The sequence below is a fragment of the Limibacillus sp. genome, from assembly GCA_037379885.1.
GTDB lineage: Bacteria > Pseudomonadota > Alphaproteobacteria > Kiloniellales > CECT-8803 > JARRJC01.
This window is the reverse complement of record JARRJC010000039.1, coordinates 1-13153: the sequence shown is the minus strand read 5'-3', so window position 1 is coordinate 13153 and position 13153 is coordinate 1. Positions and strand designations below refer to the sequence as shown.

14 protein-coding genes and 1 tRNA gene are annotated in these 13153 nt (G+C 67.4%); 2 read left to right on the top strand and 13 right to left on the bottom strand.

Translation table 11 applies throughout. The features are described 5' to 3' along the window. Positions 1-161 precede the first annotated feature (161 nt). Both P8X75_11670 and P8X75_11665 read right to left on the bottom strand, forming a co-directional pair. Complete coding sequence (locus tag P8X75_11670) at positions 162-791, bottom strand: class I SAM-dependent methyltransferase (GenBank protein MEJ1995846.1); 630 nt, start codon at positions 789-791, stop codon at positions 162-164. A 9-nt stretch (positions 792-800) separates the two neighbouring features. After that, positions 801-1676 carry a DUF2189 domain-containing protein gene (locus tag P8X75_11665; protein MEJ1995845.1) on the bottom strand — a complete coding sequence of 292 codons (876 nt, stop codon included), beginning with the start codon at positions 1674-1676 and terminating at the stop codon, positions 801-803. Between the two features lie 250 nt (positions 1677-1926). Here P8X75_11665 and P8X75_11660 point away from each other — a divergent pair, with 250 nt between their 5' ends. After that, on the top strand, positions 1927-3228 hold the full coding sequence (locus tag P8X75_11660; protein MEJ1995844.1) for a transcription antitermination factor NusB: 1302 nt from the start codon (positions 1927-1929) through the stop codon (positions 3226-3228). Here P8X75_11660 and P8X75_11655 read toward each other — a convergent pair. From P8X75_11655 to rplU, 11 genes are all read right to left on the bottom strand, one after another. Then, positions 3225-3737, bottom strand: a complete 513-nt coding sequence (locus P8X75_11655) for an RNA pyrophosphohydrolase (protein ID MEJ1995843.1) — start codon at positions 3735-3737, stop codon at positions 3225-3227. The genes P8X75_11660 and P8X75_11655 overlap by 4 nt on opposite strands. 20 nt (positions 3738-3757) lie before the next feature. Continuing rightward, positions 3758-5017 (bottom strand): S41 family peptidase, encoded by a 1260-nt coding sequence (locus P8X75_11650; GenBank protein ID MEJ1995842.1) that lies wholly within the window; start codon positions 5015-5017, stop codon positions 3758-3760. Between the two features lie 35 nt (positions 5018-5052). Continuing rightward, the gene (locus tag P8X75_11645; GenBank protein MEJ1995841.1) at positions 5053-6402 is read right to left on the bottom strand and encodes a peptidoglycan DD-metalloendopeptidase family protein; all 1350 of its coding nucleotides are present in this window, start codon (positions 6400-6402) and stop codon (positions 5053-5055) included. Between the two features lie 127 nt (positions 6403-6529). Further along, positions 6530-6988, bottom strand: coding sequence for a 23S rRNA (pseudouridine(1915)-N(3))-methyltransferase RlmH (locus P8X75_11640; GenBank protein ID MEJ1995840.1), 459 nt, complete (start codon positions 6986-6988; stop codon positions 6530-6532). 192 nt (positions 6989-7180) lie between these two features. Beyond that, on the bottom strand, positions 7181-7537 hold the full coding sequence (gene rsfS / locus P8X75_11635; GenBank protein ID MEJ1995839.1) for a ribosome silencing factor: 357 nt from the start codon (positions 7535-7537) through the stop codon (positions 7181-7183). A 78-nt stretch (positions 7538-7615) separates the two neighbouring features. After that, positions 7616-8269 carry a nicotinate-nucleotide adenylyltransferase gene (locus P8X75_11630; protein MEJ1995838.1) on the bottom strand — a complete coding sequence of 218 codons (654 nt, stop codon included), beginning with the start codon at positions 8267-8269 and terminating at the stop codon, positions 7616-7618. 26 nt (positions 8270-8295) lie between these two features. Further along, positions 8296-9582 (bottom strand): glutamate-5-semialdehyde dehydrogenase, encoded by a 1287-nt coding sequence (locus P8X75_11625; GenBank protein ID MEJ1995837.1) that lies wholly within the window; start codon positions 9580-9582, stop codon positions 8296-8298. A 5-nt stretch (positions 9583-9587) separates the two neighbouring features. Next, positions 9588-10727 (bottom strand): glutamate 5-kinase, encoded by a 1140-nt coding sequence (gene proB / locus P8X75_11620; protein ID MEJ1995836.1) that lies wholly within the window; start codon positions 10725-10727, stop codon positions 9588-9590. Next, entirely contained in the window at positions 10724-11782 is a 1059-nt protein-coding gene (gene obgE, locus P8X75_11615) for a GTPase ObgE (protein MEJ1995835.1), read from the bottom strand. The genes proB and obgE overlap by 4 nt, the downstream gene beginning before the upstream one ends. 95 nt (positions 11783-11877) lie before the next feature. Continuing rightward, entirely contained in the window at positions 11878-12132 is a 255-nt protein-coding gene (gene rpmA / locus P8X75_11610; GenBank protein ID MEJ1995834.1) for a 50S ribosomal protein L27, read from the bottom strand. 6 nt (positions 12133-12138) lie between these two features. Next, on the bottom strand, positions 12139-12699 hold the full coding sequence (gene rplU, locus P8X75_11605) for a 50S ribosomal protein L21 (protein MEJ1995833.1): 561 nt from the start codon (positions 12697-12699) through the stop codon (positions 12139-12141). A gap of 270 nt (positions 12700-12969) precedes the next feature. On the opposite strand from rplU, the gene P8X75_11600 reads away from it, so the two are divergent. After that, positions 12970-13059 (top strand) — tRNA-Ser (locus P8X75_11600). The last annotated feature ends 94 nt before the right edge of the window (positions 13060-13153 follow it).

The following is a 13153-nucleotide window of genomic DNA, read 5'->3' as shown; positions in this document are numbered from 1 at the left end:
GCGCTCTTCTTTTGGCGCTTATGGGTCTTGGCTTGTTGCTCTTATGGAAAGCATTACAACACAGCCGCCTTTGCGGGCGGTAACCCTCTATTAGGCGGAAACGACATAACCGGCTATGCAAGATTTGTTGGATTTTTGCTATTCAGGCCAAATCGGGCGAGTCACGCCTTCCGGAAGGCAAAGGCGATGCAGAAGAGCTCCGGCTCGCCGAGCAGGAAGGGCCGGAAGGGCGGGCTGCGCTCCTCCTCACGCCAGAGGCCGAGATCCGAAAGCTCGGTCATCTTGGTCTCGAAACCCTGATCGACGTAGGTCGCCGCCACGACATTGAAGACGATGGGCCCGCCCGGCCGCACCACGCGGACCAGTTCCTCCAGGGTCTCAGGCGGGGCATGGCCCGGCCCGAAGGAGCCAAAGCAGCAGGCGGCGGCGAAGCGTCCGTCGGGCTCGTCGAGACGCTTGCCCAACTCCTGATGCGTCAGCTTGCCATAAACGCCGCGCGCGGCCGCGATCGCAAGCATAGCCTCGGAAAGGTCCATGCCTTCGAGATCGTCGTAGCCGAGGATGGAGAGGCTGTGGCCGACCAGGCCGGTGCCGCAGCCGGCGTCCAGGACGGGGCCCTCGCCGCGCGGCAGATAGCGCGCCAGAAACCCCGCGCCCAGGGTCGGCAGGTGAAAGCCCTTCTTGAGGTTCTCCTCGTCGTAGCGGGCGGCCCAATCCTGATAGACCGCGCGAATCTCCGCGGGCGAGGAGGCGCCGTAGACGTGATCGAGGTCGCTGTCCTTGCTGGTCATGGCCCCAGTCTAGGGGGCGTCGCCGTGCGGCACCAGCGCGCGGTAGAGGTGCCAGGTCGCGTGTCCCAGGACCGGCATGGCGAAGATCAGCCCCAGCAGCGCTGGGAGCGACCCCAAGACCAGTGAAACGGCCACGATCAGACCCCAGAGGGCGATGGTGACGGGGTTCTTCCGGGCCGCCCGGACCGAGGTCAGCACGGCGATCTTGATGCCCACGTCCCGGTCGAGCATCAACGGGACGGATACGACGCTGATGACCAGGACCAGTGCTGCGAAGACAAAACCGACGCCGCCCCCGATCACGATCATGGCCCAGCCCTCGGGAGTCCCGATCGTGGCGTCGATGAAGCTGCCGATGCTGGCGGGCGGCTCCGGACCCAAGGTTGCCAGATAGACCAGCTGAGCTGCGGTCAGCCAGACCAGGAAGATCGCCAACAAGAGGATCCCGAAGGCGAAGATCGCGCCGAAGGCCGGCGCGCCAAGAACCGAGAAGGCGCGGCTCCAGGAGACCGGCTGGCCCAGCTCACGCCGCCGGCTCATCTCGTAGAGGCCCACGGCGGCGACGGGTCCCAGAAGGGTGAAGCCCGAAAGGATCGGGAAGAGAAGCGGCAAAAGACCTTCATGGAAGGTCAGGCGCACCAGCAGCAGCCCGGCGAGCGGATAGATGAGACAGATGAAGATGATGTCGCTGCGCGCCGCGCCGAAGTCTTCCAGTCCCTTCTTCAGGACCGCTTTCAAGGTCGCGGGACTTATGCGCGCAACCGGCAGCGCCTCTCGCGGAACCTGCTCGTGACCGCTGACGGCTTCTTGCACCAGCCCGAGGTGGTGTCCTGCCGCCTTCAATTGAAGCCAGCCCCATTCAAGGGGGTTCCTGATCGTGGCCATGGCTCTTCTCTCCCTCTTAGTGAGACAACAGCCGCCGGGCCAACGGGGCGGAGCCCAAAAGGGCGTCTTGGCGTCGTGCCAGGGCTCGGCACCGTTCACCCGCCGCATGGGATGACTCTAGCCCAAGCTGGACCAAAGAGAATACCAATTTAAAGAGAAAACCCCGAAGACGAAGGGCCTGGCGACCCTAGGAAGGGCGTCCAGGGCGTGTTAAGGGAGCGCGCGCACTGCCGAAAGAAGGGAACCGATCTTGTCCAAAGCCCGCATAGTCGCCCTGGAAATCCTGCAGGAAGTCCTGGACCGGGGCCGCCCCTTGGACCGCGTGCTGGCCGAACACCCTTCGGTCCCCGCCGTCCCCGACCGCGATCAGGCCTTTCTGAGGCATCTGGTGATCACCAGCCTGCGCCACTGCGGCGAGATCGACGCGCTGCTCGCCAAGATGATGAAGAAGCCCTTGGCGGCCAATCAGCGCGAGCTCCGGGCGATCCTGCGCCTCGGCGCCGCGCAGATCCTCTTCATGTCGGTGCCGCCCCACGCCGCCGTTGGCGAGACGGTCTCCCTGGTCAGGGGGCAGATCACCCCCATGAAAGGGTTGGTGAACGCGGTCCTGCGCCGCCTCGACCGGGAGCGGGATGCGCTTCTGGCCGGGCTCGACCGGGCGCGCGCCAACACGCCGGGCTGGCTCTGGGAGAGCTGGGCGACCGCCTACGGCCGCCGCACGGCGCGGGAGATCGCCGAGGCGCAGCTTCAGGAGCCGCCGCTCGACCTCACCGTGAAGACGGACCCGGAGGGTTGGGCCAAGCGGCTGGGCGCGCGGGTCCTGCCCACCGGCAGCCTGCGCCTGCCCCCCGGCAGCGGCGACATCACCAAGCTTGAGGGGTTCGCCGAGGGCGCCTGGTGGGTGCAGGACGCCGCCGCCGCGCTCCCCGCGCGCCTTCTGGGCCGTCTCGACGGGCTGCGGGTCGCCGACCTCTGCGCGGCGCCGGGCGGCAAGACCGCCCAGCTCGCCGGGGCGGGCGCGCAGGTGGTCGCGGTGGAGAAGGACGAGACGCGCCTGGCGCTTCTGAAAGAGAACCTCGCGCGGCTCGACCTCCAGGCGGAGTGCCTGGTGGCCGACGCCGCGGATTGGCGCCCCGACGGCGTGCTCGGCGGCCCTCTGGACGCCATCCTGCTGGATGCGCCCTGCACCGCGACCGGCACGATCCGGCGTCATCCCGACATCGCCTGGCTGCGGCGTCCCGCCGATCCCGGCAAGCTCGCCAAATTGCAGGACAGGCTCTTGAAGCAGGCCGCCGCCTTGCTGGAGCCGGGCGCGCAGCTCGTCTACGCCGTCTGTTCGCTACAGCCCGAAGAAGGGCCGCAGAGGATCAACGCGCTCTTGGCCGGCGACCGGGGGCTGATCCGCAAGCCGCTGGAGCCGGACGAGGTCGGCGGCCTCTCCCAGCTGATCACCCGCGACGGGGACCTGCGGACCCTGCCCTGTCACCTGGCCGAGGCGGGTGGAATGGACGGCTTCTACGCCGCGCGGCTGACCCGCATTAGGGAAGCTTAGGACCGGAAGAGATCCCTGAATTCCTCCAGCACCTTTTCGTAGAGCCCGCGCTTGAAAGGCACGATCAATTCAGGCAGACGCCGGTGGTCGACCCATTGCCAGACGGTGAACTCGGGATGCTCGGTCTCTAGATTGATGTCGGCGTCGCTGCCGGTGAAGGCCATGGCGTACCACTTCTGCTTCTGGCCCCTGTAGCGGCCTTTCCAGAGCTTGGGGATCAGGTCGGCGGGCAGGTCGTAGTGAACCCAGCCGTCGCTCTCGGCCAGCAGTTCGGCCTTCGCCGTGCCGATCTCTTCCTCCATTTCGCGGAAGGCCGTGTCCAGGGGGTCCTCGCCCTTGTCGATGCCGCCCTGGGGCATCTGCCAGGCCTCGGTCTTCATGTCGCGGCGCTGGGCGACGAAGACTTCCTTCTTCGGGTTGAGCAGCATGATCCCCACGCCCAGGCGGTAGTCCAGGCGCTCGATCTCCTCGGGCGTCAGGCGCCGCGTGGCCGTGGGGTCATAGCTCATCCCGCTCGAAGCCGCTCCCGTCAGTTCGCGCTGGAACGCTTGTTGTAGAGCGCGAGGCCGCGCAGGAGGTCGATGGCGCGCGCCAGCTGGTAATCCTCCAGCGCCACGTCGCCATTCTCCCCCGCCTCACCCTCGGGCAGGTCGGAGGCTTCAGGATCGCTGGGCGCGTTGCCGTTCTCAAGCGCTCCGCGCAGGTCCGACTCGCGGCGGCGCTGCGGCTGGGTCACCTCCTCGAGCTTGGCCTGCTTCACCTCGATATCGGGGACGATTCCCGTCGCCTGGATCGAGGTGCCGGAGGGCGTGTAGTAGCGCTGCGTCGTCAAACGCATGGCGCCGTGGCCCGGCAGCGGAATGATGGTCTGGACCGAGCCCTTGCCGAAGGACTGGGTGCCCATGACGATCGCGCGGCCATGATCCTGCAGCGCACCGGCCACGATCTCCGAGGCCGAGGCCGAGCCGCCGTTGATCAGCACCACGATGGGCAGGCCGTTGGTCAGGTCGCCGGGCGCTGCGTTGTAGCGTGAGGAGTCCTCCTCCGTACGCCCGCGGGTCGCGACCACTTCGCCCTTTTCCAGGAAGGCGTCGGAGACCGCGATGGCCTGATCGAGCAGGCCGCCGGGGTTGTTGCGCAGGTCCAGCACGTAGCCGATCAGCTCGTCGCCTAGCTCGGCCTCGATCTCCTCGATCGCCTTTTCCAGGCCGGGGGAGGTCTGCTGGTTGAAGGTGGTGACGCGCAGGTAGCCGACGTTTCCTTCGACCCGGCTGCGCACCGATTGAATGCGGATGACATCGCGGGTGATGGTGATGTCGAAGGGCTCTTCCTCGTTCCGGCGCACCGTCAGGACGATGTCGCTGCCGACCTCTCCGCGCATCTTGTCGACCGCCTCGGAAAGGGTAAGCCCCAGGACCGCTTCGCCGTCCAGGTGGGTGATGAAGTCGCCCGCCTCGATACCGGCCTTGAAGGCCGGGGTGTCGTCGATGGGGGAGACCACCTTCACGAAGCCATTCTCCATGGTGACCTCGATCCCGAGGCCGCCGAAGGAGCCCTTGGTCTGAACCTGCATGTCCTGGAAGGATTCGGCGTTCAGATAACTGGAGTGCGGATCCAGGGAGGAGAGCATGCCGTTGATGGCCGCCTCCATCAGCTCCTTGTCGGTCACCTCCTCGACGTAGGACGCGCGCACGCGCTCGAAGACGTCGCCGAAGAGCTTTAGCTGCTCGTAGGTGTCTTCGCCGCTGTCCTGGGCCGGGGCGCTCAAGGGCGCCACCGCCAGGATCATCAGCAGGGAAAGGACAGTCAGGGTTATGCGTCGCATCAGCTCTTCACCTTCTCGTTCGTCTGCTTGTCGCCGGTCAGGGCCAACCAGGGTAGGGGATCGATCGGCTGACCGTCGCGTCTCAGTTCCAGATAGAGTTCAGGTTTGCCCGCTGTAGGGGATCCGAGAACTCCGATGGGCTCACCCGCCAGCACCCATTGCCCCTCAACGGCGTCGATACGCTCCAGGCCGGAGAGAAGGCTATGATATTTGCCGCGGTGTTCGATGATCAAGATAAGCCCGTAGCCCCGAAAGGGCTGGGCGTAAACGACCCGTCCGTCATAGGGGGCCACGACCTGCGCGCCCTCCCGGGCCTGAATGAAAAGACCCTTTGAGCGCCCGCCGGTGGTCCCGGGCAGGGTCTCGCCGAAACGCCGGGAGAAGCTGCCGCGCGCCGGCAGGACCAGGCTGGCGGGATCGTCCGGAAAGGCGCGGATCTCCGAGGGCGCCGTGACGCTGGGTGGTGTCAGCGAGGCCACTTGCGGGGCGCTTTCTTCAGCCCCGGCGGGCGCGCTTTCGGGCTGTTCCGCCGGTTCCGGGGCGGTGGGCGCCGGTTGAAATTCAGGCTTCAGCTTGGGCAGCACCACCAGGGAAAGCCGCCGCTCTTCCTCCAGCCGCTCCAGCAGTCCGCGCAGGTCCTGCGCCTCGCGGGCGAGACGCTCGGCGCGCGCCCGGGCCTCGGCCAGCGCGCCGGAGGCTTCGGCCTCCAGCGCTTCCTTGCGCGACAGCAGGGCGACAAGACTTTCGCGTTCGCCGGAAAGCGCGGTCTCCGCCGACTGCAACTCCTCGCGCTGGGCGACGATGCCCGCGCGCAGACTGGCGAGGTCGGCCAGATCGGCGCGCAGCGCCTGGGCCTCGGCTTCGATTGTCGGATAGGCGGCCTGCAGCAGGATGCCGCCGCGCGCCAGATCGATGGGCTTGCCCGGCGCCAGGATCAGGCTTTCGCGGGGCACGAGCGAGAGGCGTTGCAGGCCTTGCAGGATGCCGGCCATCTGCCGGCGGCGTTCTTCCAGGCCGAGGCGCGCGCGGCTCTCCTCGACCTCCAGAACCGCCAGCGTCTGCTCCAGGGTGGAGAGGTCTTCCTCAAGGTCCTGGGCGCGCTCGGCGGAGGCCACGAGCTGCCCGCGCAGCGTCTCCATCTCGGCGCGCAGGGCCTCTGTCTCCTGCGCCAGGGCGTCGGCCCGCTCCCGGTCCGCCTGGAGTTGCTGTTCCAGGGACTTGAGGTCGGATTCCCGCGCCTCCTCGCTGGCGGCGGCCAAGCCCGGCGCGAGCAGCAGCCAGCAGGCGGCGGCCAGGAGCCCGGCCCCCGGCCTGTTGGGGAACTTCCTCTGTGTGGTTCGGGAAGGCACGCTTCTTAGTTCTCTCCCTTGCGGGAAGGGGTATGGCTGCACCCTTCCGGCGCTTCTCAAGTCCGCACTATAACCGGCCATCGCGCGCGCCGCCATCAGGCGCAGCGACTGTTGGGCACCGTGCCCCTCAGGCGCGATGGTACGGGTGGCCCGTCAGGATCGACTGCGCGCGGAACAGCTGTTCGGCAAGCATCACTCTGGCCAGGAGATGCGGCCAAATCATGGCGCCGATGGAGAGCTTCACCCGGGCGCGCTGGAGCAGCGGGTCGCTCAGTCCCTCCGCGCCGCCGATGACGAAGGCGAGATCGCGCAGCCCCTCGTCCTGGAAGCCCTGGAGCAGCTCTGCGAAAGCCTCGCTGCTCATCTCCCTGCCTTCGGGCTCCAGCGCCACGATGGCGGCGTCCTGTGGGATCGCGGCGAGCAGCAGCTCGCCTTCGGCGAGGCTTAACTGCCCGGCGGGCAGGGGCCGCTTTTCCTCGACCTCCTTGACCGTCAGCGGCCAGGTCAGGCGCTTGGCGTATTCGTCGAAGGCCGCGCTCAGGGGCGAGCGTTTGATACGGCCCACGGCGGCGATGGTGATGCGCAAGGGTCAGGGTCTCCGGCAAGGGGCCCTCCGCGGGGCGGAGGGCCCGTGAAGGCAAAGGTCTGGAGCCATCAGCTTTCCGCCCCGGGTCACAATCTCTGGCGCTTGGCGGCGCAGCAACAGGCATCGGCGCCCGAAGCTCCCCGCCGGAAGCCTTCGGCGTCCGCCGTCACCCGGTCCCGCCCGGCTGCCCGGTCAGTGGGTGGCGGCCGTCTCCATCAGCTCGCTGCCCCACATCTTTTCCAGGTTGTAGAACTCCCTGACCTCCGGCCGGAAAAGATGGATCAGGACATCGCCCGCGTCGATCAGCACCCAATCGCCGCGCTCGAGCCCTTCCACCGAGACCACAGAACCGGCCTGCTTGAGTTTCTCACGCAGGTGTTCGGCCATGGACCCGACATGACGGCTCGACCGGCCGCTGGCGATGACCATGTAGTCCGCAAGACTCGATTTTTCCTTGAGGGGGATGACGACGGCCTCCTGCGCCTGATCGTCATCAAGGGAGCCCTCCACCATATGGAGCAGCTCTTCGCTGGTGGGAAGCTCCGGCATTTGGGCCGGACTTCCGCTTGCCTCTGTCTGTGCGCTTATGACCTAACCTCCGTCGTTTCGCACGCGTCGTTTCGCACGTCAGTTCCGGTGGCCGGACCAGTCCGGACGCACCGCACGGATGCCTGTCGCTGAGAGCGGGTTCTTCCGGCCATGGATGAAAACCCAGGCCGGAGGGGCGGCGTTCGCCAGTGCCGAAGCATTCCGCTCGGCCAGTCTTGAGGCGGAAAACCGCCGTGCCGCCTTCGACGACAACGCCCTTACAGAATAGGGAGGACGGTCGAAAACCGCAACGGGCAGTCGGTTAAAGATTTGCGTCCAACTCTGCCAGCGGTTTATCTGCAACAGGTTGTCCGCGCCCATGAGCCAGACGAAGCGCACCCCCGGCAACTGTGTTTGCAGCCGCTCGATACTCTCTGCGCTGAAGTGCGTCCCGAGCAGGGACTCGACCCCGGTAACGCGGATTCGGGAGTCGCGCACCAGCTCGCGCGCGGCCGCGATGCGCTGCGCCTTCTCCGCCATGCCTTGCTTCGGCTTCAAGGGATTCTGCGGGCTGACCAGCCACCAGACCTCGTCCAGGTCCAGGCGCGTGAGCGCCGTGCGGCTGATCTGAAGATGCGCTTCGTGCGCCGGATTGAAGGAGCCGCCGAGAAGACCGATGCGCGCGCCCGGCGGCGGCAGCCTGCCGCCGAGGGCGCCCGCAAGCTCGCGGCGAAGGATGGGAGGCCAGGCCATGAAAAGGGCTTCCCGCGTTCTGCGTCTCAGGGCCGGACCTGGCCGCTGCCGCGAACGCGGTACTTGGTGGAGGTCAACTGCTGGGCGCCGACGGGGCCGCGCGCGTGCAGCTTGCCGGTGGAGATGCCGATCTCCGCGCCCATGCCGAACTCGCCGCCGTCGGCGTACTGGGTCGAGGCGTTGTGCAGCACGATCCCGGCGTCCACTTCCGCCATGAAGCGCTCGGCGGCCGCCTTGTCCTCGGTGACGATCGCCTCTGTGTGGTGCGAGCCGTGGCGGTTGATGTGGGCGACCGCCTCTTCCAGGCCGGGGACCAGACGCACAGCGATGATCGGGGCCAGGTACTCGGTATCCCAATCCTCCTCGCTCGCGGGTTTGGCGGCGGGGAAGCGCGCGCGCACGCCCGCGTCGCCGCGAATCTCGCAACCAGCGGCGGAAAGGTCTTCAAGGATCGGAACCAGTTGGCTGTCGGCCAGCGCCTCGTCGAGCAGGAGCGTCTCGGTCGCCCCGCAGATTCCCGTGCGGCGGAGCTTGGCGTTGTGGACGATCGCCTTGGCCATCTCGGGGTCGGCGGCGGCGTGGACGTAGGTGTGGCAGTTGCCGTCCAGGTGCGCCAGCACCGGCACCTTGGACTCGTTCATCACCCGACCGGTGAGGCCCTTGCCGCCTCGCGGAATGATCACGTCGATGCAGTCGTTCATGGTCAGCATCATGCCGACCGCCTCGCGGTCCGTCGTGCCGGGCCGCTGGATGCTGCTTTCGGGCAGTCCGGCTTCGGCCAGGCCCTTCTTGAGGCAACTCAGGATCGCACCGCTGGAGTGGTAGGACTCCGACCCGCCGCGCAGGATCGCCGCGTTGCCGGACTTGATGCAGAGCGCGCCGGCGTCGGCCGTCACGTTGGGGCGGCTTTCGTAGATGATGCCGATCACGCCCAGGGGCACCGTGACCTTCTCGATCTTGAGGCCGTTCGGGCGCTCGCGCAGCTCGATCACACGGCCGAGCGGGTCTTCCTGTTCGGCGATGGCCTCAAGCCCCGCCGCCATGGCCTCGACCCGCTCCGGGTTCAGCAGAAGCCGGTCCAGGAGTGCTTCGGACAGGCCCTTGGCCTTCGCCTCCTCCATGTCCTTGGCGTTGGCGGCCAAAATCTCCTCTTGAGAGGCGCGCAGCGCCTTGGCGGCGGCGATCAGGGCGGCATCGCGGGTGGCGGCGTCGCTGCGCGCGAGCAGCGCGGCGGCCTCGCGCGCGGCGCGGCCCATGGCCCGCATCTCGGCCTGAATGGCGTTCTTGTCGAGGGCGGCTTCTGCTGTGGTCATGGCGATCAGGAGTCCTTTCCGCTCACCACCAGATCGTCGCGGTGGATCAGAACCTCGCGGCCACGGTAGCCGAGGATGGTTTCGATTTCACGGCTCTTGTGGCCGATGATGCGCCGGGCGTCGTCGGCGGAATAGGCGACCAGGCCGCGCGCCAGCTCCAGGCCGTCGCCGCCGACCACCGTGACGGCGTCGCCCCGCTCGAACTGGCCTTCGACCCCGGTCACGCCCGCGGGCAGCAACGACTTGCCGCTGGAAAGCGCCCGGGCGGCGCCCGCATCCACGATCAGCTTGCCGCTGGGCTTCAGGCTGCCCGCGATCCAGCGCTTGCGGGCCGTCAGCGGCTCCAGCGCCGAGAGGAACCAGGTGCAGGGCGCTCCTTCCAGCAATCGCCGGAGCGGGTGCGGCGCCCGCCCGTCGGCGATCACCATGCGGCAGCCGCTGGCCGTGGCGATCTTGCCCGCGGCCAGTTTGGTGACCATGCCGCCGGAGGAGTAGCCGGTCGCAGCCGCGCCCGCCATGGCTTCGATCTCAGGCGTGATGGCAGGCACGACCGCCAGGCGCTTGGCCCCGGGATCGCTGCGCGGATCGGCCTCGTAGAGCCCGTCGATGTCCGAGAGCAGCACCAGCGTGTCGGCGTTCATCATGGCGGCCACGCGGGCGGCCAGACGGTCGTTGTCGCCGACGCGGATCTCGCTGGTCGCGACCGTGTCGTTCTCGTTGATGACCGGCACGGCCTTCAGCTTCAAGAGCGTGTCGAGGGTCGAGCGGGCGTTCAGGTGGCGCCGCCGCTCCTCCGTGTCGGAGAGCGTCAGCAGGATCTGCGCCACGGTGATGTCGTGCCGGGCCAGCGCCGCCTGATAGGCGTGGGCCAGGCGAATCTGCCCGGTCGCGGCGGCGGCCTGCTTTTCCTCAAGCCGCGGCTGCCGGTCCACCAGGCCCAGATGACGGCGTCCCGCCGCGATGGCCCCTGACGAGACCAGCATGACTTCGATGTTCTCCGCGCGCAGGGCGGCGACGTCCTCGGCGAGCGCCTGCAGCCAGTCCTGACGGATCGCGCCGCTCTTGTCGTCCACCAGCAGGGCGGAGCCGATCTTGACGACCAGCCGCTTGGAGTCTTTCAGGGAAGGGGTCGCGGCCTCGGTCATGGCCGCCAACCCTCCTCGCTTTCACCGGTATCTTCCCGCTCTTCCTTCTCGGCGCGGCGGGCCTTGTCGACGTAGGAGAAGATCTTGAACAGGAGGGGGCGCACGCCCTCGCCGCTCGCCCCGGAGCAGAGCAGGACTTCCGCGCCGCCCGCCGCCTGCTTCAGGGCCGCCGCGCGCTCGGCCCGCTCTTCCTCGTCCAGGGCGTCGATCTTGTTCAGCGCCAGAATCTCGGGCTTGGCGGCCAGCTCCTCGTCATAGGCTTCCAGCTCTCCGCGCACCGTTTCGTAGGCATCGGCGATGGCCTCGGGCGAGGCGGTTCCATCGACCAGGTGCAGCAGCACGGGGCAGCGCTCGACATGTCCCAGGAAGCGGTCGCCCAGGCCCTGACCTTCCGATGCGCCCTCGATCAGGCCGGGAATGTCGGCCAGCACGAAGCGATGTTCGTCCAGCTGCACCACGCCGAGGTTGGGGTGGAGCGTGGTGAAGGGGTAATCGGCGATCTTGGGCTTGGCGGCGCTGGTCGCGGCCAAGAAGGTGGATTTGCCCGCATTGGGCAGCCCGACCAGCCCGGCGTCGGCGATCAGCTTCAGGCGCAGCCAGACCCAGCGCTCCTCACCGGGGTAGCCGGGATCGGCGCGGCGCGGCGCGCGGTTGGTCGAAGTCTTGAAGTGGGCGTTGCCGAAGCCGCCGTCGCCGCCCTTGCAGAGCAGGAAGCGCTGGCCGGGCTCGGTCAGGTCGGCGATCAGGAACTCCTTGTGCTCGTCCAGGACCTGGGTGCCGACGGGCACCTTGACCACCAGCGTCTCGCCGGCGGCGCCGGTCATATCCTTGCCCATGCCGTTGCCGCCGCGCGGGGCCTTGAAATGCTGGCGGTAGCGGAAGTCGATCAGGGTGTTGAGGTCCTCGACGGCTTCGATCACCACATCCGCGCCGCGCCCGCCGTCGCCGCCGTTGGGGCCACCGTACTCCACGTACTTCTCACGCCGGAAGGCGACGCAACCGTTGCCGCCGTCGCCCGACTTCACGAAGATTTTGGCCTCGTCGAGGAACTTCATGGCGATTTCTTCTGACTGCCGTTCAGAAACGAAAAAGGGGGGAACGACGCTACGCCGTTCCCCCCCGACCTCAACCGCGTGCGGCCGGGTCCGCTTTAGGCCTGCGGCTCTACCGAAACCGTGGTCTTGCTGCGCGTCTTGTGGAAGCTGACCTTGCCGTCTTCCAGCGCGAAGATGGTGTGGTCGCGGCCCATGCCGACGTTGGCGCCGGGATGATACTTGGTGCCACGCTGACGAATGATGATGTTGCCGGCCTCGACGGCTTCACCGCCGAACTTCTTCACGCCCAGGCGGCGACCCTCGGAGTCGCGCCCGTTGCGGGAACTACCACCAGCCTTTTTATGTGCCATGGGACTTTACTCCTTGGTCTCGCCGTCCGCCTTCTTGGCGGCGGTCTTCTTGGGGGCGGCCTTCTTGGCGGCAGCCTTCGGAGCCGCCTTCTTGGCCTCGGCCTTCTTCGGCTCAGCCTTCTTTGCGGGGGCCTTCTTGGCCGCCGGCTTGGCGGCTTCCTTGGCGTCCGCCGGAGCGGCCTCGGCCTTGGCTTCCGCCTTCGGTTCCGCCTTCTTGGGCTCGGCCTTGGCGGCAGCCTTCTTCGGCTTGGCGCCGCCGGTCAGGATATCGGTCACGCGCAGAACCGTCAGGTCCTGGCGATGGCCGGCCTTGCGGCGGTGGTTCTTGCGGCGCTTCTTCTTGAAGATCGTGACCTTGGGGCCACGCGCCTGGTCGATGACCTCGGCAGCGACGCAGGCGCCGGCCACGAAGGGCGCGCCCACTTCGGTCTTGCCTTCGCCGCCGACCATCAGAACCTGATCCAGTTCCACGGTGGCGCCGGCCTCGGCGGCCAGCTTTTCGACAACGACGACATCGTTCTTGGCGACTTTATACTGCTTGCCGCCCGTCTTGATCACAGCGTACATGGCCCGATCACTTAACTGCTAGAGTGCAAAAACTAATAACGCAGGCATGCCCGAAGGATGGCTCATCCCCGGTGCCCGCGAGGCAAGCCGGGACTATAGTCATCGCGCCCGCCCTGTCAACGCCTTATGGCGCATAATTTTAGGCCCCGCTGGAGACCCCCGGAAAGGCGCTTCTGCACGCTTGCGGCCCGCCGGGGCTTACGCTAGTGTCCGCGCGCCTCGATGGCCGGGGCCGGAGCTTCCGGCCAATGCTTGCTGTCACACCTTAGCGGAGGGGTGCCGGAGCGGTCGAACGGGGCGGTCTCGAAAACCGTTGTGCGCGCAAGCGTACCGAGGGTTCGAATCCCTCCCCCTCCGCCACGCAGTCTTTTTCAATGAGTGATTGATTACATCAGAGCTGCATATCCGGCGCAATATCAAAGCGTTATGCGGTATTTTAAGCGGCTCTTTTAAC

What these genes read in the sequence shown, in the direction of transcription:
- P8X75_11650 (MEJ1995842.1), bottom strand. Translation starts at nt 5,017, where the DNA reads ATGATCCTGGCGGTGGCGCCCTTGAGCGCCCCGGCCCAGGACAGCGGC.
- P8X75_11625 (MEJ1995837.1), bottom strand. Translation starts at nt 9,582, where the DNA reads ATGACCACAGCAGAAGCCGCCCTCGACAAGAACGCCATTCAGGCCGAG.
- P8X75_11665 (MEJ1995845.1), bottom strand. Translation starts at nt 1,676, where the DNA reads ATGGCCACGATCAGGAACCCCCTTGAATGGGGCTGGCTTCAATTGAAG.
- proB (MEJ1995836.1), bottom strand. Translation starts at nt 10,727, where the DNA reads ATGACCGAGGCCGCGACCCCTTCCCTGAAAGACTCCAAGCGGCTGGTC.
- obgE (MEJ1995835.1), bottom strand. Translation starts at nt 11,782, where the DNA reads ATGAAGTTCCTCGACGAGGCCAAAATCTTCGTGAAGTCGGGCGACGGC.
- P8X75_11670 (MEJ1995846.1), bottom strand. Translation starts at nt 791, where the DNA reads ATGACCAGCAAGGACAGCGACCTCGATCACGTCTACGGCGCCTCCTCG.
- rpmA (MEJ1995834.1), bottom strand. Translation starts at nt 12,132, where the DNA reads ATGGCACATAAAAAGGCTGGTGGTAGTTCCCGCAACGGGCGCGACTCC.
- rsfS (MEJ1995839.1), bottom strand. Translation starts at nt 7,537, where the DNA reads ATGCCGGAGCTTCCCACCAGCGAAGAGCTGCTCCATATGGTGGAGGGC.
- P8X75_11630 (MEJ1995838.1), bottom strand. Translation starts at nt 8,269, where the DNA reads ATGGCCTGGCCTCCCATCCTTCGCCGCGAGCTTGCGGGCGCCCTCGGC.
- rplU (MEJ1995833.1), bottom strand. Translation starts at nt 12,699, where the DNA reads ATGTACGCTGTGATCAAGACGGGCGGCAAGCAGTATAAAGTCGCCAAG.
- P8X75_11655 (MEJ1995843.1), bottom strand. Translation starts at nt 3,737, where the DNA reads ATGAGCTATGACCCCACGGCCACGCGGCGCCTGACGCCCGAGGAGATC.